This is a genomic window from Acidobacterium capsulatum ATCC 51196, assembly GCF_000022565.1.
In the GTDB taxonomy this organism is placed as follows: domain Bacteria; phylum Acidobacteriota; class Terriglobia; order Terriglobales; family Acidobacteriaceae; genus Acidobacterium; species Acidobacterium capsulatum.
Genome location: NC_012483.1, coordinates 614,786 through 635,612, shown reverse-complemented (window position 1 = coordinate 635,612; position 20,827 = coordinate 614,786). Strand labels below are relative to the sequence as shown.

Sequence of the window (20,827 nt, the reverse complement as noted above, 5' to 3'; positions counted from 1 at the left end):
CATTGCAACGTATGGCCAGCGGGCTGATCTATCTATAACGTGTTCGGCGCGCCATCCACTTTCAATGTCTCCCGTGTCACCAGCTTGTGTTCCACATGGTTATAAGGAGCCACCGTCTGCCCGCGCAGAATCGACAATCCAAGCTGAATCAGCCGAGGCCCATAGCTCGCCGCCTCGTGCGATACCGATCCCAGCCACGGGCTGCCCGGCTTGCGAATCTCCTCCAGCGCCTCCGGAATGCAATCCTGCCCGGCCAGAAACACATGTTTCTCGCGCTTCAGCTCCCGCACCGCCTCCAGCGCTCCCAGCGCGCCCGTATCCGTCGCCGCCGCAATCAAAATGTGCTTGTCCTTCGGATGCCGATTCAGAAAGTCCGCAATCATCTTCCGGCTGCGCTCGCGCATACCGCGCGTGTCCATCCGCACATATGACTCCACCGGCAGCTCCGGCAGCTTGCCGCGAATCCCCTGAAACGCGCCTGTAATCCGGCTCTGCACCAGCGGACCGGCCTCTTCAATGTCCAGCCCCAGCACCCAGTCCACCTTCTGGCCCCAGTGCCGCATCGCCTGCTCCGCCAGCAGTTCCCCTGCTTCCACGCCCACGCGATAGTTGTCCACTCCAAAGTAGGTCGCATGCGGGTGGGGAATATCCAGCGCCACCAGAGGTATCCCCGCTGCCGCAATTTTGTCCGCAATAATCGGCGCCACCTGCTGATCAATCTGAAATTCGATCACCAGGTCCACCCGCTTCTGAATGAACTCCTCGGCCACTTTCACCGCCGTTGCGCCGTCATAGCGATTGTCCAGAATCGTCAGGTCCACGCCCGCCTGGTCGGCCGCTGCTTGCAGGCTCGCCGCCACCGCTTCTGAGAACGGCATCTCCGCGCTCTGCTTCGCAAACCCGAACCGCACCTTGCGCGGACGGCTCACCAGCCGGTAAAGCCCGCCCTGCGATTGCGCCAGGTAGCCCCGGTGTACAAACGTCTTCAGAATCCGGTAGACGGTCGTCTTGGAAATCCGCGTGCGCTGGTAGATCGCCTCCAGCGCCATCGGCTTGTCTTCCTGCTGCAGCAGCTCCAGTATGTCGAGTGCTTTCGAGAGAATTGGAATCAGATACAGGCGTTTCGTCGAGGACTTCGGCAAGTCGATGCTCCCTCATACGGCCTCGTGCCCGGCAAAGGCATAAGGCCATTTCGTATGGGGAACAGTATATGCCTATCGAAATCAGCCTGGTCGCGCTTTTCGCGCCTCCGTTCTTCAGGCGTAACTGCTCGTTGAGCCGGCATTCCGCTCCCCGCGCTCCTTGCGTATGCGCTCCAGGTAGTCGCTCGCGCGCAACGCCGCCAGCGGATCTTCCGGCAATCCCTTGTGCCGCCGCCACGCCCGTATCGCCGGACGCACGTCGTACCAGAAGGCCGACCGCAGGCATTCCTCCGCCTCCAGCAGCCGCGCCTCCGCCTGCAATCCGGCCAGCCGTTCGCGGTCGATCAGCACCGCCTTGGCAAATAGCTCCTGCGCCGTGCAAACCGTCTGCACCATCGCCTCGATCTTGCCTTTCATGTTGTGGCTCTGGTCAATCATGAACGCCGTCTGCTGCAGCCCTGAAGCATCCGAGAGCAGTTCATAAAAAATCCGGAACACTTGGTACGGATCAATCGAACCAATCGTCAGATCGTCGTCCGCATACCGCCGGTCGTTGAAGTGGAAGCCGCCCAGCGCCCGTTCCCGCAGCAGCCACGCCACAATCTGCTCAATATTCTGCGACTGGTAATGGTGCCCGGTATCCACCAGCACAAAGGCCTGTGGCCCTGCATGCCGCGCCAGCAGCAGCGCCATGCCCCAGTCGGCGATGTCGGTGTGGTAAAACGCCGGCTCGAAAGGCTTGTACTCTATCAGCATCCGCTGTCCTGGAGCCAGCTTCGCGTGCGTCGCCGCCATCGCTTCCATCAGCCAGTCGATGCGCTTTGGAATGCTCTGTGCCCCCGGATAATTCGAGCCATCCGAAACCCACAGCGAAAGATCGCGTGAGCGAAGCGCCTGCGCAATCTCCACCGAGTCCAGCAGGTGCTGCACTGCCATTTGCCGAATCTCCGCGCTCGGATTGCAGATCGAGCCGTACTTGTATTCCTGCCGTTGAAACAGGTTCGGATTGATAGAGCCCGCCCGGATGCCATGCTGCTGCTCCAGCGCCTGAATTGCCGGCACATCGCTCACGCCATGCGGCAAATCCCACAACACATGCAGCGCCAGCGTCGGGCTGCTCCCGGTCAGCGCATGCACCTCGGCCGCATCGGCAAACTTCTCCGCCGTCGAGGTGGCGGCCTCCGGCTGTACAAATTTTCCAAAGCGAGTGCCGGTGTTGGCAAATCCCCAGGATGGTAGCTCGATCGCAAAAGCATCGAGGGCCCTGCTTATTGTTTCTTCGGCTGTCTTCACGCGTGCACTCCTGGAGAAATAAACCCTCTATTGAAATACGGCGAAGACAAATAGTAATCTCCAGCAATCTCCGAGTCAAAGGGAGAGTGAAGAAAACCGTTTTCCCTTAAGTTTTCCTCTTTGTTAAGGCTCTCGCGGCAAAAGCCAGCGAGTTCTCGTCCAACGGCAAGCATTCTTTCTCCGGCGTCCCGCAGGCGGAAATAAAGAGAAATCATTGCGCCCCGTTGCCTCGGCGTGACGCCATCCCCGGAACGCCATCCCCGGAACATATCCAGCAGCAAGGGCGCGCGCTCTGTGCAACATGGAAATTATTTTCAATGCGAAATGTCTGCTTTGGGGAGTAAGATGGCTCTCGCCTTCCGCCGCGAATAGTTGCAAACCGGTGGAATTCGCCACTTCCACCCCTCGCCGCCAACATTGCGGAGAAAGTTTGCGCTCGCGCGGAGACCCGGCCTGCCCGCTCTCTACCGAACGAAAGGATGATGAATGTCTTCGATTCTCACTGGAATCGGATGGCACATGGTCGGTGCGGCTGCCGCTGCGTCCTTCTATGCGCCCATTGAAAAAGTGAAGAAGTGGTCCTGGGAAACCACCTGGGTTGTCGCCGGCATCTTCTCCTGGATTCTCCTGCCCCTGGCCGTGAGTCTGCTGCTGCTGCCGCATTTTCTCGCCTTCTACGCGGCCATCCCGGGCCACGTGCTCGCTCTCACCTTCCTCTTTGGCTGCATGTGGGGCATCGGCAACGTCAACTACGGGCTCACCATGCGCTACCTCGGCATGTCGCTCGGCATCGGCGTCGCCATTGGAGTCACCCTTGTCGTCGGCACCCTCATTCCGCCCATCGTCCACGGCCAGTTGCTCTACTTGCTCACCAGCCGCAGCGGTCGCTTCACCATCGCCGGCATCCTCCTCGCCCTCGTCGGTATCGCTGTCGTCTCCTGGGCCGGGCATCAGAAGGAGCAGCGCATGGGCATCCGCGCCGAGGAGTTCAATGTCCGAAAAGGGCTCATCCTCGCCGTGCTCTGCGGCATCTTTTCCTCCGGAATGTCCTTCGCCATTGACGCCGCGCACCCCATGGCCGTCGCCGCGCAGCACGCCGGCGTCAAGCCCCTCTATGCCGCACTGCCCAGCTACGTCGTCATCATGGGCGGCGGAGCCCTCATCAACTTCGCCTACTGTTTCTTCCGCCTCGCCTTTCGAAAAGACATCTCCCTCTCCCGCGATCTATCCGAGCCCCGCCGCGTTCTGCTCCTCAACGGCTCCATGGCGGCCTCCGGCGGAATCATGTGGTACCTCCAGTTCTTCTTCTATGCGTGGGGCGCGGCCAATATTCCGATGCATCTGTCCTTCGTCAACTGGATGCTCCACATGAGCCTCTATGTCCTCTTCGGAGGTCTGGTCGGCCTCGCCCTGGGCGAGTGGCGCGAGGCCCGCGGACGCCCCGTGCGCCTGCTCTGGCTGGGCATGATCCTCATCATCCTGGCCGCCAACCTCGTCGGCCTCGGCACCGCCTCCTGACAACTCTCCCATCCGGAGTATCCCGGGTCCATCCCTTCGGACCCGGGAGAAAGCCAGGCCGAGTCCTCCGTATCTTCCGGAACTGCGGACTGACAACCGGAAACCGACAACTGTTCTTTCCGCCGGGAATTCCACCCATTCCAGCTACCATGGAAATAGGATTCCTTTCCCGCCACAGAAAAAGTGAATCGAGAATCACATTTCTAGAAACACTCGCGCGCGCAGCTAAACCATCATGAATCAGCAGTATAGGGGAGGGATGGGAAAGCCATGCTCTAACCCTGGCCCGCTTCCGGAAAAAATAGCACTAAAAAGTGAATACTGATTCACATATCTGGCTGTCCCTCGTAAAGTACTGAATATAGATTATTTATGTCCGCACTCGGCTCCAAATCGGGTATAAATCGTCAAAAAATGAGAATCCGCATTCACATTTTATTGCTGGTGCCATGCAAGTCTTTCAAATTCAATGACTTATAGCGGGATGGGGTGCTTTGCCGTCAACATCTGCAGGTGCTGTCACGGCTGCCCATCATTGACGCATGAGCCGCCGGTGAGGCGAGGAGCATCGACAAAGCCATCGCGAGTGCGGTGCATTGTTTCATGCTCTTCTTTTTGCGTATTAAGGCTTCGGTGGCGTGGTGAAGCCGGTGTCGTTTATGAGCGTGACTGCCTGCGCATTCTTGAACTTCACCTGGCTGCCATCTTTCGTTTGCACGGTCACATGCGAAAGCGTCCAGTCACGCACAGCGGCAATCGATCCGGCGCTTTGTGCCTGAATCCGGATGTGGTCCAGCTTGAATCTCACCAGGGGAGCCGCGGGCATCGCGCTGACGTCGAATGCGCGCTTCGCGTTTGTCGCCTCGATGTTCCAGATGTGCACATTACGAAAGTGCGGCAAGCCCCGCGCGGGAGGAACGGGCTTCGCCAGCACACGATAGTAGCGCGGGACATGCTTCAATCCATGAGGAATCTTCGCATAGCTGTAGCTGGGGTTCCAGTTCATGGTGATGTGAATGGGAATCGCGACTCCATCCAGTTGAAAGTCATGAATGCGGATGTTATCGGCCCATCCGCCACGGGTATGCGCCGATTTGAAGAGCACTCCCGAGGGCACGTGCTCGAGGGCATGAATGTTGTATACGTCCACGTTGCGAAACCCGCCGGAGGTCTCGCTGCCAATCGTGAAGGCCGCGGCTCCGTAGCGCACCGTGCAGTTACGGATCACGATATCGACGTCCGGCTTGTTGACGCGCAGCCCGTCGGAGTCGCGTCCGGCCTTGAGGCACAGCGCGTCGTCATTGACTGAGATGTCGGCGTGCTCCACCAGCACATGCCGCGAGGAATCGATGTCCACCCCGTCGGTGCTGGGCCCCCGCCCGCCAATGTTGTTGCGGATGGTGATGCCATCCACATGTACATAGGCCGAATAGCAGATGTGCACGGTCCAGAACGGCGAGCGGAGCAGGTGCAGGCCGGCGAGCGAAACATGCTGTGACTGGTAAAACTCAATCAGGCGTGGCCGACGGTCGTCATAGTCCGCCGCCCAGCGCAGCCCGCGCAGATCGTACTGTTTGCGAAGAGCCCAGTAACCGTCCCACCAGTATTTGCCGTTGCCATCGACCGTGCCGCTGCCCGTGATGTGTACATCGTGCTGCCGGTACACGTTGATCACCGCCGCGGGCCAGTGCATGTCGATGCCGGCCACGCGGGTTTTAATCAGGGGATAATTTGCAAGACCATGTACAGCGCGGAGCGTGACTCCCGCACCAATGCGAAGCGTCGTGCCGGATTTCACAAAGAGCGCGCCGGTGCGATAGGTGCCAGGCGCAAATGTCACCGTGGCAGGTCCTTTTTTCGCCGCCGCGTCGAGTGCCGCCTGAATGGCGCGCGTGTCGAGCGTGATGCCGTCGCCCTTGGCGCCATAGGCATTGGCGCGAATCGCGAGCATCTTTGCGTGAGCGGCCATGGGCTGGATGCCCACGAGCGCGGCGGCACAGAGCAGGGCCGCGCAGCTCCACTTCTTCATCGCGATTCTCCTTCGAGCAGTTCCACCTTGCCGAGCAGGCCAGAGGGCAGCGGCTGCAGATGCTTCATGTCCTGTGGCTCAAAACGCCGTCCGTAACGCGCCCACAAGAGACGGTAGTCCGGCAGCGATTTTCCGGCCATCTCATTGATTGCGGTATTGGCGACGCGCACTTCGATCTGGTTTGCGCCGGGCTTGAGCAGTCCACCCACCGCCAATACATAAGGTGGGTGCCATACTGTGCCGGCGAGCCTGCCGTTCACATAGACCACGGCGGCCACGTGCACAGGCGGGTTGAGCCAGGCGCGCGTGCCCATCTGCCGGTGAAACGCAGAGGGCGATACCGGCGTGCCTTGGCCAAAGCTCAGCAGCAGTGGGGCATGATCCAGGTCATTCTGCGCAACTTCGAGGGTGCGGCGATAGACGGCAACGCCGGAGTAGTAGAGCGTCTTTTCGTTTTTCGTCCACGAGGCTAGCGTCGCCATCGGCTCCTGCAGATGCAGGGCAGGGAAGCTCACGTTCCAGTCAGAGCTGAGATCGGCAATTGCCTTGGTAGAAGACGGATTGAAGGAATCGTGTCCAGCCGCGACGGGCAGGCGAACGTTCTTTGCGTGCAGCACTAGAATCGTCGAACCATACGGGGCCAGATGCAGTGGCCATCCGCCATTCCGGCTCTGCGCGGCGTATGCTTTTCCGCTCATCGGATCGAGCCATGTGCCGCTTGTGTAGCGCGAGCGCAGATGCGCCACTGTGTGAATAGAAACATTGCTGGTGTTCGCGAGGAAATAGATGTCCGCATCGTCCAGTTTGCGGCGCACGAACCCGACCGCGGGCTTCGCGGCAGAGAGCGTCATGGCCGGCGTCAACATCTGGTGCAGCGCATCGCCAAGGCCGCTGACGGCCTGCACGACGCGCACTCGAGCGCCGGGATGGCCGAAGAAGGCATGCGACTCGCGGTTGACCTCCGCGGAGATTTGCTCGTAGTGCAGAAAGCCCGGAGCATGAGCCGGAATGCGCCCGAGCGCAATCACCTTGCCGCCCGACTTTTCATACTGCTGAATCGCGGTGAGGGCTGCCGGAGAGATGCGATCCACATTCGGCAGAATCAGCAGCGAGTAGTGAATGCCGCGCGCCTGAATGGCGGCCGCATCGATGTAGTCAAAGTCGTAACCGGAATTCTCTATGGCCTGTGTCAGTTGCGGCGTGATCCAGCGTGGCAGCAACCCGGTCAGCGCCACCTGCCCCGGAGTGAATGCAGCCCAGGCATCGTCTTCGGGCAGGAAGATGGCCACGCGGTTGGCTGGCGCGCCCTGTCGCATGATCCAACTGACTCGCTGCAAATACTGCGTCACCTCGGGCATCACAATCCACCAGGGATTGTGCGCATCGAAGACCGCTGCTGCATAGAAGCGCCATCCGGGCTCGCCTGCCGAGGGCGGCGAATATGGCCATCCGTGGCAATAAATCTGATTTACGCCCTGCAGAAAGAAACGGTCCGCTTCTGCTTTTACATCGAGCGGCGTGGCGCGAAAGGCTGGCGAGTGCAGCCAGGTGAAGGTCTCAGAGGAAATTATGGGCCGGCCGTACAGGTGGCCCGCCGAAGTTGCCCATCGTGTGTAGGCAAACTGCCGCCACTGCGGTCCTTCGCCCTCGGGCAGATCGACCAGGTTGTTACTGGAGAGCGAGACCGCGGGCGGCCCGTAAACCTGCGCGCGCAAGTGCGTGTGATGGGCGCGCGCCCAGGCGTTGACTTGCGTGAGGTAGTTCTCGTCGATCAGCGCGGTCAAGGTTACGCCCCAATCGTGGCGGACGGCCAGGGCCTGCGCGTCCGGATGCTTCATAAAGAGATCGGGTAGGTAAGGCAACAGGCTGTAACCGTTTTTCTTACGAAACTCTTCAAGGAAATCGGGAGTCCAGTCCGCGCCAAAGACCTCCAGCGAATCGCTGAACACGGAGTCGGGTGGCTCGCTTCCAAACGCGGCTACGAGTTTGTCGCCCACATTTTTGAGGTGATCGGCGACGGCGTGATGGGAAAAATGATCGAGGACAAAGCCATTGGCATCGACCGCCGCGCGCTTGACCTGCTGACCTGTGCGGCTCATGAGGTACCAGTCCACGATGTGCGTGCCGGTGGGAATAGCCATGCGCAACGTCACGGGCGCGGGCAGCGGAAGCATCTTCTGCTGGCTACCGGCTGAGCCATCCTGGGCGAAAACTGCGAGCAGCTTTTGTCCATTTCCGATGGAAGGCAGGGCGACCGAGTGAGCGCCCGGCGCGACTGTGCTTTCCTTCTGCACAATCTTTGCCGCCGCTTCGGTCACGGCAGTCATGGGCCCGCCATACGGCCATCCGCTGGCGAGCGCGGTGCCGGCGCGCAGTCCGAGCGCATGGGCCTGGCGGTTGGCATAGCTGACGTCGCTCAGCATGGCCGGAGAGAGGAACGGAAGATTCCTGAAGCCGGTTTGCGGATCGTCGAGCGCCAGCGGGTACACGTAATGAATGACGAATCCGCCGAATCCGCCGGCTTTTATCTGCTGCATTTCGCGCAGAATCTCCGGTTTGGTGACGGACGGTCCAAACCACCACCAGCGCAGCATCGGTTTGGCATTGTCCGGTGGGTTCTGAAAAGTTTTCTCCAGTTGTTGGAGGTTGGTTTGCGCCGTTGCCGCCGTGGCAAGGCCGCCCACCAGCATGACCGTTGCAACCATGGAACAGAAGTGCCGTCTCAATGCTTCGTCTCCTTGGCGCGGCTCACGCCTGGTTGTGCCGCGCGTCCCTTCCCTCGTCCATGCATTTCTGCCGGGGCAGAGGATAGTTCCGTTGCGTTGCAAACTTTGCGCGCGGGGCCATTCAGAATCGGTTGGGTGAGCCCCGCCAGCCGGGGCAGATTGGTTCTTTGGAAGAGATCGAGCACCATGATTTCATTCTTGCCTCGGTGCAGCCAGGGGCCCGGCACATACAGCGTGTCCTGCGGGCCAACATTCCAGTAGCGGCCGATGGGGTGCCCGTCGATCCACACCGCGCCTTTGCCGAGGCCGCGAATGTCGAGAAAAGTATCGGGGATCTGCTTAGACTTCGTTTCTACGCGAAACGTGCCGCGATAGAACGCCGGGCCGCTCATCGCCTGCGCGGGCGTGCTCTTTTCGTTGAAGTGCGTCTCTTGCGGCATGCCCAGTGGATCGGCAATGGTATCGGGCTTCATCGGCAGCCGGTATGTTTTCCATCCATGCAGTGCCCTGCCCGCGAGCATCACGGGGCCCATCAGGCCTTTATTCGCATGGAGCATCATGCGCGTCGAGTTGATGCGTCCGGAGTTCTCGACCAGGATGTCGAGGCGAGTCTTGGCGGAGTTGCTGTGCAGCATCAACGTCGAATCATTGCAGGTCCGGTTGAGCGTGCCTTGCAGCTTACCGTTCAGATAGACCAGCGCGTAATCGTTCATTCCGTTCAGTACGAGGTCGCCATCGACGGCGTGGTGCAGGGTCTTGCGGTAGAGGATGAATCCGTAGGATTGCCCCAGCCACTCCATGGGCTCGGGATTTTTCGTAACGACGGGCTTGGGCAACCCCCGCCACAAAGAGGACGCCTCATGGAGCGCAAAAGGCGCAATGGCCATCACCGGAGGCGCCGCCGGAACCGGCGGCAGTGCATGGCCCAGGTAAGCGGCAATGATTTTTCGATAGGCGTAGTACGCCGGGGTGGGATGTCCGGCTTCATCGAGTGGCGCACCGTAATCGTAGCTTGTCACGTCCGGCAGGAACTGATGTTTGGTCCAACTCGAACCGCTCATCATGCCGAAGCTCGTTCCACCATGAAACATATACAGGTTGACGCCCGCGCCGTGGCGCAGAATGTAGTTGAAGTCCTTCACCTGCAGTGACAGGGGTTTGCTCTGGTGCGGTTCGCCCCAGTGATCGAACCATCCGGTCCAGTACTCTGAGGACAACAGCGGCTGGCCGGCGCGCAGTTGTGCGAGCGAGTCCAGCGCCTGCGCCGCGTGGCCGGGGGCAAAGTTGACCGCCGAGTACACCCCGGGAATCGACCCTCGCACCAGCGCGCGTGATGGATTGGCGGTGTAGAGGAGCGATTGTGTGAAGCCGGCCTTCAGGAAGATTTTTTTCAGGTGCTCCAGATAGGCTGCATCGCCGCCGAAGTCGCCGTATTCATTCTCGATCTGCACGCCAATGATGGGCCCGCCATAGCCAACCTGCAGCGGAGCCACTTCACGTCCCAGCCGGAGGATCCACTGTTCCGCAGGCTTCATGAATTCCGGATCGTTCGAGCGCAGCGCGGTTTGCATCTTCGGGTTCTTCATGAGCCAGGCGGGAAATCCGCCGAATTCCCATTCCGCGCAGGAGTATGGCCCGGCGCGCAGCAGCACCTTCAGGCCCGTCTGCTGTGCATCGCGGATGAACTGCGCCAGGTCTGCGTTGCCGCTGAAGTCGAATTTGCCTGGCTCCGGTTCATGAAGGTTCCAGAAGACGTAGGTGGCGATGGTGTTCAAGCCCATCGCCTTGGCCATCTGAAGGCGAGCCTTCCAGTAGGCCCGCGGAATCCGCTCGTAGTGCATCTCGCCCGAGATGATTTGAAATGGCTGGCCGTCCAGCACGAATTTGCCGTTTTCTACACGAAAACTACCTCGCTGATCAGAGAGGGCAGAGCTATTACCCCTCCGGGCCGCGGCCATCACGCTCACCGGCAGCAGAAACAACGCGAGCATGCAGCAAAGAATGTAGAAGCGGAACGCTCTCATGGTCTAAAGAATCTCCCATCGCCTTTCAGGACCGCCTAAGTCCCGCCTGCCGTTATATCCTTTGGGAAATAAAATGTCTATTGACATTAAAGAATTCTCCCACGTAAGGTTGGGGCCGTACTTTACACTGGCGTGCGAACTACAACCAGAGCGGAGAAAAATCATTCCATACACACGTTCATCCCGCCCCTCGTTTGTCCAGTTACAGTACCGGTCCCGGTGGATTGCCTCCCTTGCTCTTACGCTGGTCGCAGCTTCCGGTGCCGCGTTTGCCCAGCAGAATATTTCGGCCAGGGCACAGGTTGGAATTCGCAATGACATCGCCCGCCATTTCGGCACCGCTCCCGCCGATGCGGGCCCCAAAGCACATCTGTCCGCAGCGGTGCGGCCTCGCGCCATCCGGCATGCCATGTATAAGGTGGCCGACTGGGAGTTGAAACAGGCGCAGCCCTATTTCGGACGAAACTGGACCTGGGCCGTCCTCTATACGGGATACATGGCAGCGGCCGGTTCATTGCATGACGCACGCTACCGCGAAGCCATGGAGCAGATAGGGGAAAAGTTCCATTGGCAGTTACGATCTGCCGTCCCCAACGCCGATGACCAGAGCATTGCGCAAACCTATCTGGAGCTTTACCAGCGGGATCGCAACCCTGCTCAGATCGCCGCGACACAGCAGGCCCTGCAACGCCTGATGCGGGGGGAGAATGCCCATATTCCGGAGAATCAGGTGCAGATTCCATGGTGGTGGTGCGATTCGCTGTTCATGGCGCCGCCGGTGTGGTCGCGCATGTACGAGGCCACGCACCAGACGGAGTATCTCCATTACATCGATGAGCACTGGTGGCAGACCTCATCGAAGCTCTACAGTGCACAGTGGCATCTGTATTACCGGGACATCACTTATCTGCACACCAAAGGCCCCAACGGAAAACCAGTTTTCTGGTCGCGCGGCGAGGGTTGGGTGATGGCCGGGCTGGCGCGCATGCTCGAGTATCTGCCGGAGTCCGATCCTCACCGGGCTGCGTACGAGGCGCAGCTTCGGCAGATGGCCGCCGAGGTTGTCCGGTTACAGGATCCCGTGAGTGGGCTGTGGCACTCGAACCTACTCGACGCGAAAGATTATCCCTTGCCGGAGACCTCCGGCTCCGCGCTCATGACGTTTGCTCTTGCCTGGGGCGTGGATCACGGCATCCTGGATCGCTCGACTTATCTGCCGGCCGTTCATCGAGCCTGGAGTGGTCTTGTCCATCAAATTTATGCGAGCGGACGCCTCGGCTGCATTCAGCAGACAGGTGCGGCGCCGGCTCATTATCTGCCCTCGTCCAGTTACAACTACGGCGTGGGCGCGTTTCTGCTTGCTGGATCGGAAGTGCTCCAGCTTACCCGACACGAGGGGTAGTCTTTGAATATTTCCAGCCGCTTCGTAGCGCAGATGTTGCTTTTTTCCGGAACCTTGATGGGGGTCTCCATGGCCTGGGCCGCTCCTGGCCAGTCGTACCGGCTCAGCTGCTCGCCACATCCCGGGCATGGGTTCCAGACTCTTGCGGGCACGGGTTATGCAGCGGCTGGGTACGGATTCGATCTGGGGCCATCACCGGATATTTCCGTAGCGGGATGCACGGCCGGCCAGCCGTTTTATCTCTCTGTCAAAGAGCCTGAGGGGAACTTTCTGGTGACGGTGACACTGGGCAACGCGAAGGCTGCTGCCGTGACCGCGGTGAAGGCCGAAGCGCGGCGTCTGATGGTCTTTCCCCTCGCCACGCAGCCCGGTCAGTTCGTTACGCGCCGCTTTGTGGTTCATACGCGTACGCCCTTCATCACGCCCACAGAGCAGGTACACCGCAAGCCGCGTGAGATGGGCGATCTGGATTGGGACCACAAGCTCACCCTGGAATTCACGGGTGAGCATGCGAGCTTCCGCCGCGTCACGGTGACGCCCATCGATGTCCCCACCATTTATTTAGCGGGCGACTCCACGGTGGTCGATCAACAGAAAGCACCTTGGGCGGCTTGGGGGCAGATGCTTCCGGCGTTCTTCAATGACAAGGTGTCTGTCGCCAATGAGGCGGAGTCTGGCGAGACGATTCGCAGCTTTGTCAGTGAAAAGCGGCTGGACAAGGTGATGAGCACCATGCGTGCGGGCGATTATCTTTTCATCCAGTTTGCGCACAACGACCAGAAGCCTGGTCGCGGCTTTGTGCCCATACCGCAATACAAGCAATTGCTGCGGCACTATATTGCGCTGGCGCGCAGCAAGGGCGCGCATCCTGTTCTGGTTACTTCGATGAATCGCCTCGCCTTCAATCCCAAAGGGCAGATTGTTCAGACACTGGGGGATTATCCCCATGCCATGCGCCAGGTGGCCCGGCAGCAGCATGTGCCGTTGATCGATCTGAACGCGATGAGCAAAACGCTCTTTGAAGCCATGGGGCCACAGGAAACGCTCAAGGCGTTCGTGCATTTCCCGGCCAATACTTTTCCTGACCAGCCGAAGCCGCTGGCCGACAACACGCACTTTACCAGTTATGGAGCGCTGGAGTTGGCCAAGTGCGTGGTGCAGGGGATTCGCGAAGATCACCTGCCCATTGCCAAGGACATCCGGCACGGTGTCCCGCTATTCCGGCCCGCGCATCCCGATCCGTTTTCGGTGTGGACGCTGCCGCCCGATCCATTTGTTTCCGGACAAACTCCTTACGAGCGCTGATTGGTTGCAGCAGGCAAAAGCGCAGGAGAGATGGATATCTCCTGTGCTCTTTGATTTATGGACGCAGGGCTTAGTGCTGGATGCGGGCCAGAAATTTGGCAGGCGCAAGGAGCGCAATGGTCGTTTAATACTGCGGAACGGCGTGATCTTCTGCAGCCGGGCATGAAAGCGGCCCGCCTCGTTTCCTGCTCCGGTGCCGGCAAGAGGTGTAGCCGCAGCTCGTGGCCCAGGTTTCATTTGCAAGCTGGACGGCCGATGGTCTCGTTCGCCAGGCTGCCTTCACGGTTTGCGTGAAGACAAGCCGGCAAAGACTGTGCGGCGCGCGAATCCGCATTCTTCTCCGGAAGGCAGCAGAAAAGATAGCGTTATCAGTGATATGGGCGTCAGATCCGTTCGCAAATCATGGGCTCGAAGGCAGGAGCATATCCATCTTGTGATCATCCTTTCGCAACGCGCGAAGCTCGAGAATGCAGAGACAACCGTTTAATCAGAGGGTCTAGAGGGAGATTCGCTCGAAGGAGGAGAATCGGCTTATCGGGAGCGGCGGCTTTTTTCTTTTGTAAAAAAATGTTGACGGCAGGTGCGATGTGACTGCATAGTGTTGTGGCAAATGGGAACGCTCCCATACTGCAATGATAACGCTATCATTTGTAGCCAGAGAGCGAGCACCATTGCAAAAACGCAACACTTTGGAGCCCAAGATGCAAAGATCCCTCCTCCGGTTCGCCGGAGTCTTTCTTCTGGCGTTCCTTCTGTTCGCGGCTGCCAGCCATGCGCAGGAGTTTCGCTCCACACTCACCGGGCAGGTCACCGATTCGTCCGGTGCCGTCATCAAAAACGCCAGCGTAACGGCGGTCAACAACGCTTCGGGCACCAGCTACACGGCAAAGACGAGTGCAAAGGGTGTCTATTACATTCCCTACGTACTGCCGGGCACCTACACGGTGACGGCCAAAGCAGAGGGCTTCAAATCTCTGGTGCAAGACAAGGTGACGCTGCTCGCCGCCCAGACCTTCAATCAGAACTTCACCTTGCCGGTCGGCGCAGTCGATCAGCAGGTAGTCGTGAGCGGCGCGCCGCCCCAACTGGAGACAGCCACCGGTTCCGGCGGCACCGTCATCGGTGAGCGAGAACTTGAGAGCCTGCCCGTGCAGGGCGAACAGGCGTATACGCTGATCGGCACCACGCCCGGCAGCCAGTTCACGCAAACGCAGTTCGGCACTGGCGGCTATCACGGCACCACGGGCTGGGATGTCACCAACTCCTACACGCTCGGCGGCGGTATTGTCGGCAATAATCAGTTCACCCTGAACGGCACGAACATCACCAGCCAGTTCGGCTATGACAATCACTCGCCCGGTGAGTGGACCGTCTCGCCGAATATCGACAGCATCAGCGAAATCAATGTGATGACCAACACCTATGACGCCCGGTACGGACGCACGAGCGGCGGCACGGTGAACGTGGTGAGCAAGGCCGGCACGAACAAATATCACGCCTCGGCGCGCTATGCGTATCAGGGCTCCATCTTCAATGCGAACACCTTTGAGAACAATCTTGCCGGCCAGCCACGCCAGGGTGAAGTGCAAAATCAGTTCTGGATTACGGCAGGCGGCCCGGTCATCCACAATAAGCTCTTCTTCTTCTTTGCCTTTGAGGGCTACCGGCAGGTGCTGGCCGGCACTACGCTGGAGCATGTTCCGCCGGCCTATCTGCGCCCCGGGTACAACGGGAACGCCGGCGTGGATTTCAGCCTGGTGCAGAAGATGGACCCTGCGGAGTTTCCGGATGGGCTACCCATCTATCAGCCGGGCACAGCTTACTGTCTTGATGGCGGTACGGCGACGGCCTGCAACAGTGATCATGTGGCGCAGACCGAATTTCCAAATGACTCACTGCCTGCGAGCGATATCAATTCCACCGCTGCCGCTGTGCTCAAGTACATTCCTCTGCCCAATGTTCCGGGCACAGAGAATCTTGCGCGTGGCGACAACTACATCGCTCACACACCAGACTTGTATAGCTATAACCAGCCCCAGATTCGCGTCGACTATAACCTCGGCGAGAAGACCAAGATGTATAGCTACTTTCTCTGGTGGAAGGGAACCGAAAATCGCAGCCAGAACGGCCTCACCGGCATCGCTGCGAATGGCAACATCAACCATCTGCGCGAAGACTGGGTGGCCACGCAGGACATCACGCACGTTTTCACCCCTACGCTGGTGGGTGACTTCAAGGCTTCGTTTGACCGATTCTATGAGTCGTCTCCCGACGGCGATCTGACGCATCAGACTAACCCCAGTGCGATTGGGCTGGGCATGCCGTTGCCTGGCTCCACTTCTTCTGAATATCTTCCGGAATTTGGAGTTTCAGACAATTGGGGCACCGGACTGGTGAGTGGCAACACGATCTTCGGCAATCAGGAGAATGCCGATGTCACCAACAACTACACGCTCGATATCGATTTCACCAAGTCAGCGGGCGCACACAACATCGAGTTCGGCGGCGAAATCGACGAGTTCCAGTACGGCGGATTTCCGTACAGCGGAGGCCATCCAAATGGAGACTTCAGCTTCAACTCCGGTTGGACTCAGTTCAATCCGCACAATCAGAACTGCTACCAGGCGACGCCCGGCGGCACAAATCAATGTAACTCCAACCAGCCAAACGGCTCCTCACTGGCATCGTTTTATTTGGGTGATCCCGGCAGTGGCGGAGTGGATTGGATTGATTCCATCATGGAAGGCTATCCAGTCTTTGCCGGATACTTTCAGGACAACTGGCGTGTCAATCATCGCTTGACGCTGAACCTTGGCATTCGCTATGACGTGCAGCGTGGTTTGCGCGAGCGCCACAACGCCTTGAATCGCGGCCTGTGCCTGACGTGCGTTAATCCGCTGACCAACGACGCCACTTATCAGGCCAACGTGGCCAACTCCGCCAATGATGCGGCCTGGCAGGCAGCCGGCATTGACCCCACCACGCTGCAGACCGTTTATGGCGGCGTGCAGTTTGCCGGTACGAACGGCCAGTCGCGCGATGCCTACAACACCGATTGGTCCAACGTGGGGCCGCGCATCGGCTTCGCCTTCGCGGTGGATCCGAAGACGGTCATCCGCGGCGGCTACGGCATCATGTACTCCTATGGCTTGGAGGGCGGCTCAAGCATCGGCTTTGCGCAGACCACCAACTATACCGCCTCGCTGGATGGCGGCAACACGCCGACCAGCTACTTCCAGTCGGGCAAGCCGTTCTCGACGGGCCTGCTCAAGCCAACTGGAACCAGCCTGGGGCTGCTCACGGATGTGGGCAACGGCACCATTCAGGCTGATTTCCCCGATCGCAAAATCCCGATGGAGCAGATTGTTTCCTTTGGCGTGCAGCGTGCGCTGCCCGGCAACATGGTGCTTGACGTCAAATACGCGGGCAACTTCAGCAGCCGCCTGCGCGTGAATCTGTGGCGCAACGGCGTGGCTACTCTGGCGGCGCTCAAGGCGGCGCAGGCTAATCCTCAAATCTGGGACCAGCAGGTGCCGAATCCTTATTACGGCGTGGCTGCGATGTCGGGTCCGGGGCAGTGCGGAACGTCCAGCACCGTCGAGGCCATTGCGCTCATTTTGCCGGGATCGCAATACTGCAGCCCCGGCGGGTACGGCCTTGTGGGGCAATACAATGCTCCGCTGGGACGCAACTGGTATGACGGTCTTGAGGTGAAGCTCGATCGCGAGGCCACCGGGCGCGGACCGAGTTTTCATCTGGCCTACACCTACTCCAAGACCATCAATGGTGATGGCTACGAGAATGGCTGGCCCTATCAGGATCCCTTCCAGATTCACTGGCTCGCCGGCACCGACCGCACGCATGTCTTCTCACTGACTACGGTGTGGAATCTACCGGTGGGGCGTGGAGGATGGATCGCGACACGTCCGAATCGCGCGGTCGGAGTCCTGATCAACGACTGGACCCTGAGCGGCGTCTTCAATGCGCAGAGCGGCACGCCGGTCGGTCTCAATACCGGCTACTACTACACCTGTCCGTCGCAGAGCTTCCGCCCGAAAAACGGAACCTCGGTAGGCCAGGGCCACTGGTTCAACAATGATGAGAGCTGCTGGCGGGGCATTCCCCAATGGGGGCTCATGAATCTTCCGGGAACCACAGCGCAGGTGCGCAATCCGACGATTCCGAGCCTGAATCTCTCCATCCAGAAGACGACTGCGATCTGGAACAATCTGAAGTTCCAGATTCGCCTTGATGCCTTCAACGCTCTCAACTCGGTGTTGTTTGGCGGCCCGGATACGAACCCCGGCGACGGGCCGGCCACCTTCAGCCCCAACGCCGGCTGGAGCGGCTTTGGAACCGTCGGGCCGCAGCAACAGAACTTCCCAAGACAACTGCAGATATCGGGGAAGGTCTTCTTTTAGCGCTTTGCAGAGGGCCGAGGGCCCAGAAGTTGCGGCCCCTCTGCAAATACCGAAGCAGCAACTGCCTCCTCCATGGAGACGGCTTCACCTTGGCCGTCTCCACCTTTGTCCTGGCAAAGATGTGGAGATCAGCCCATGTCCGGCACTTCAGGGTGAGCCGTCATTCGCTGGTTAGAAATCCGGGCAAAATGCAATTTCCGGCGTGAACTCAACTAGTGTCACCAATTTTCAGAGGAAGTCTTTCATGCAGATCTCTTCATTGATTCCGAAGCTGGCGCTGGCCTGCGCATCGCTGATGCTGTGCTTGTCGATCACCGCGGCGTGCGCGGCGCAGAAAAATCAGCCCGTGAATTATGTCAACGGTCTTGTGGGAACCGCACCACTCGACAGGCAAAGCCTGATCGGCAATGCGCCTCCTCCGGGAGAGTTACTCTATTCCGGATTCACCTCGCCCGGTGCGGCGCTCCCGCAGAGCGAAGTAAGACTCTCTCCGATCAATGAGAATCTTGATTTGATGTATCCGGCCGGTGTGCGCTCGCAATACTACTATCCCAAGCGCATGATCTACGGATTCTCGACGGAAGTAGATGAAGACGGCCCCATTCTGATGCCGATGGTTGGCAACTGGACCGTGCCGCCCGAGCGTAGCGCCTCGGTTTATGACAAGAGCAGGGAACTATCTTCCCCCGGCTACTACAGCGTCTATCTGGATGACTTTCACACACTCGCCGAGATGACGGTCACGCAATGGACCGGGTTGTTCCGTTTCACTTTCCCAGCATCAAAGAAGGCGCACATCATTCTTGATCTGGGACGCTCCGGCGGCAGCGTCGAAATTGTGGATGATCACACGCTGCGCGGACGCATGGATGACGGCGCGTATTTTGTAGCAGTCTTCTCGCGCCCCTTTGCAGAATCCGGCGTCTTTCGCCAGATGCCTCCGAAGAATGAAAACTACCCGCTGCTTGGCTTCAGCGATGTAAGGCCGGATCAAAAAGATATCTCAGGAAACTTTGCCGGTGCTTATTTGCGCTTTGTCACGACACAGGATGAGCAGGTGCTGGTCAAGGTTGCCACCGGCGTCAGCTATGAGCAGGCGGAGCAGAGATTGACGCAGGAGGATCCCAGTTGGGATTTCAACCGCGTTCATGCGGCGGCGCGTGCCGCATGGGCCAGCAAACTGAACCGCGTGCGCGTCGAGGGCGGTACTGCGAAGCAGAAGATGCTCTTTTACTCCTGCCTCTATCACTCCTTTGACAGCCCGCGTCTCGTGGCGGGCAAAGGCGCGCAGTTTATCGGGAACGACGGCAAAATACACACGGCTCAGCATGATCGCTATGGTGAAATTCCTTTCTGGGATACAGGCCGCAATCAGGTCGTATTGCTCATGATGTTGGAGCCGAAAATCATGGCTAGCATTCTGCGGTCGCAGCTCGACATGGCTCGCGAGAATGGCTACATGGGTACTTCATTTCACGGCGATCATGCGGACCTGGTCTATCTGGGCGCGTGGGAGCGCGGCATTCCGTTCGACCACGAGGCGGTGTATCGCTATCTCTACAAAAATGCCACGGACCCGAAGGGCCCGCGTCCCTATCTTGCCGAATATGAGAAGCAAGGCTGGATCTCGGACTATATCCCGAAGGGTAATCCTGATCCGCCGTACGCCGGCGGCAAGGCCGGTGTGGCAACCACGCTCGAATATAGCTGGGACGATCACGCCCTCGCGCTTTATGCACAACGCCTCGGCAAGCAGGCGGATTATCAGCGCTTCCTCCGCAGGTCACACAATTACAGGAATGTCTTTGACTCGCAGGATGGCTTCATGCGCGGCCGGCTTGCCGATGGGCAGTGGATCACGCCATTTGATCCCGAGGAGCCGTACTACAACTTCATGATGAAAGAGGCTTCCGGTTGGGGAACGCTCTGGCTGGTGCCGCATGACGTGCAGGGGCTGATCAACCTGCTCGGTGGCCGCGAGAAATTTGATGCCAAGCTCGACCAGTTCTTCAGCACTCCCTATCACCCCCAGGGCATTTGCCGCGACTGCACCGGAGTGATCGGGCAATACGTGCAGGGCAATCAGCCCGATCAGCAGGCCGCTTACTACTACGACTGGGGCGGGCAGCCATGGAAGACGCAGAAACTGGCCCGCGAAATTATGCGCCTCATGTACGGCAGTGATGCGTCGGGGTACGCATTCCCCGGAATGGACGATCAGGGCTCCACTTCATCGTGGTATGTCATGAGCGCGATGGGTTTTTATCCGGTCGATCCGTCCAGCCCAGACTACATTCTGGGCAGCCCGATTTTCAGAAAGACCACCATCGAGATGGGGAACGGCTACACATTCATGATTGTGGCCCGCCATAACTCCGCCGCGAACATCTATATCCAGTCCGCGACCCTCAACGGCAAGCCGTGGAAAAAGCCCTGGTTCAGTTGGGACGACATTCGCGACGGCGCTGTTCTCACGCTCACCATGGGGCCTCATCCTAACCTGCGGTGGGGCTCAGCTCCGGCCGATGCCCCGCCATCCATGTCCGCACCGAAGTAGCTCGCGTCCTGTGCGGCGCGAATCCCATGAACCTGCTGCATCCTTCAAGGAGTTGTGTCCTGCTGGCATGGCTCCTTCTTTTTGCCTCGCGTCTCATTCGTTACTGCATCAGCTACTCATTGCACGCCTGTACCGTCTGTCAGTTCTGCCGCTTGCGTCGCCCGCGGCTTCAGGCATGCGGATGTGGTCTGATTGCCCGCAGAAAATGTTGCTTTGATCTGCGTCTTCATGATTCTTGAATCGCTAGGCCAGGGAAATCCGTAGACGCCGTGCTTCCGAATGAGACATTCACCCCTGCAATCCACCAAAACGCTTCCTCCTTATTCTTCTGATGAGCTGAGGCTGCATCTATTCGCAGTCGCTCTCCGTTTATTCGACCGACTGCCAACCACCGGGGCTGGGCACTCTGT

Annotated in this window: 11 protein-coding genes; 5 read left to right on the top strand and 6 right to left on the bottom strand. The window is 59.2% G+C overall.

The genetic code is table 11. From position 1 onward, the window contains the following. Positions 1–32: 32 nt before the first annotated feature. From ACP_RS02695 to ACP_RS18235, 3 genes are all read right to left on the bottom strand, one after another. The gene (locus ACP_RS02695) at positions 33–1,142 is read right to left on the bottom strand and encodes a substrate-binding domain-containing protein (protein ID WP_012680944.1); all 1,110 of its coding nucleotides are present in this window, start codon (positions 1,140–1,142) and stop codon (positions 33–35) included. A 114-nt stretch (positions 1,143–1,256) separates the two neighbouring features. Further along, positions 1,257–2,435, bottom strand: a complete 1,179-nt coding sequence (locus ACP_RS02690; protein WP_012680943.1) for a sugar isomerase — start codon at positions 2,433–2,435, stop codon at positions 1,257–1,259. Next, complete coding sequence (locus ACP_RS18235; protein ID WP_169305896.1) at positions 2,432–2,716, bottom strand: hypothetical protein; 285 nt, start codon at positions 2,714–2,716, stop codon at positions 2,432–2,434. The genes ACP_RS02690 and ACP_RS18235 overlap by 4 nt, the downstream gene beginning before the upstream one ends. 205 nt (positions 2,717–2,921) lie before the next feature. Between ACP_RS18235 and rhaT the strand changes: the two genes are divergently transcribed. Beyond that, on the top strand, positions 2,922–3,953 hold the full coding sequence (gene rhaT, locus ACP_RS02685) for an L-rhamnose/proton symporter RhaT (protein ID WP_012680942.1): 1,032 nt from the start codon (positions 2,922–2,924) through the stop codon (positions 3,951–3,953). 622 nt (positions 3,954–4,575) lie between these two features. Here the strand turns inward: rhaT and ACP_RS02680 are convergent. Genes ACP_RS02680 through ACP_RS02670 form a run of 3 tightly spaced genes read right to left on the bottom strand, consistent with a single transcriptional unit; the run spans position 4,576 to position 10,732 of the window. Next, on the bottom strand, positions 4,576–5,982 hold the full coding sequence (locus ACP_RS02680; protein ID WP_012680941.1) for a glycoside hydrolase family 28 protein: 1,407 nt from the start codon (positions 5,980–5,982) through the stop codon (positions 4,576–4,578). Further along, positions 5,979–8,687, bottom strand: coding sequence for a glycosyl hydrolase (locus tag ACP_RS02675; RefSeq protein ID WP_041839224.1), 2,709 nt, complete (start codon positions 8,685–8,687; stop codon positions 5,979–5,981). Before ACP_RS02675 ends, ACP_RS02680 begins: the two co-directional genes overlap by 4 nt. Positions 8,688–8,704: 17 nt before the next feature. Next, on the bottom strand, positions 8,705–10,732 hold the full coding sequence (locus tag ACP_RS02670; protein WP_148214998.1) for a glycoside hydrolase family 35 protein: 2,028 nt from the start codon (positions 10,730–10,732) through the stop codon (positions 8,705–8,707). 73 nt (positions 10,733–10,805) lie between these two features. Between ACP_RS02670 and ACP_RS02665 the strand changes: the two genes are divergently transcribed. From ACP_RS02665 to ACP_RS02650, 4 genes are all read left to right on the top strand, one after another. After that, positions 10,806–12,134: a glycoside hydrolase family 88/105 protein gene (locus tag ACP_RS02665; protein ID WP_012680938.1), complete on the top strand. Its 1,329-nt coding sequence runs from the start codon at positions 10,806–10,808 to the stop codon at positions 12,132–12,134. 69 nt (positions 12,135–12,203) lie between these two features. Continuing rightward, entirely contained in the window at positions 12,204–13,439 is a 1,236-nt protein-coding gene (locus ACP_RS02660; RefSeq protein ID WP_012680937.1) for a rhamnogalacturonan acetylesterase, read from the top strand. Positions 13,440–14,140: 701 nt separating this feature from the next. After that, on the top strand, positions 14,141–17,860 hold the full coding sequence (locus tag ACP_RS02655; protein ID WP_012680936.1) for a TonB-dependent receptor: 3,720 nt from the start codon (positions 14,141–14,143) through the stop codon (positions 17,858–17,860). 244 nt (positions 17,861–18,104) lie between these two features. Beyond that, positions 18,105–20,417 carry a GH92 family glycosyl hydrolase gene (locus ACP_RS02650; protein WP_012680935.1) on the top strand — a complete coding sequence of 771 codons (2,313 nt, stop codon included), beginning with the start codon at positions 18,105–18,107 and terminating at the stop codon, positions 20,415–20,417. Positions 20,418–20,827 lie beyond the last annotated feature (410 nt).

Bases quoted from the DNA above. Each gene is read 5' to 3' on its own strand.
- rhaT (WP_012680942.1), top strand. From the start codon at position 2,922: ATGTCTTCGATTCTCACTGGAATCGGATGGCACATGGTCGGTGCGGCT.
- ACP_RS02680 (WP_012680941.1), bottom strand. From the start codon at position 5,982: ATGAAGAAGTGGAGCTGCGCGGCCCTGCTCTGTGCCGCCGCGCTCGTG.
- ACP_RS02675 (WP_041839224.1), bottom strand. From the start codon at position 8,687: ATGGTTGCAACGGTCATGCTGGTGGGCGGCCTTGCCACGGCGGCAACG.
- ACP_RS02670 (WP_148214998.1), bottom strand. From the start codon at position 10,732: ATGAGAGCGTTCCGCTTCTACATTCTTTGCTGCATGCTCGCGTTGTTT.
- ACP_RS02665 (WP_012680938.1), top strand. From the start codon at position 10,806: ATGTCTATTGACATTAAAGAATTCTCCCACGTAAGGTTGGGGCCGTAC.
- ACP_RS02660 (WP_012680937.1), top strand. From the start codon at position 12,204: ATGGCCTGGGCCGCTCCTGGCCAGTCGTACCGGCTCAGCTGCTCGCCA.
- ACP_RS02655 (WP_012680936.1), top strand. From the start codon at position 14,141: ATGCAAAGATCCCTCCTCCGGTTCGCCGGAGTCTTTCTTCTGGCGTTC.
- ACP_RS02650 (WP_012680935.1), top strand. From the start codon at position 18,105: ATGCAGATCTCTTCATTGATTCCGAAGCTGGCGCTGGCCTGCGCATCG.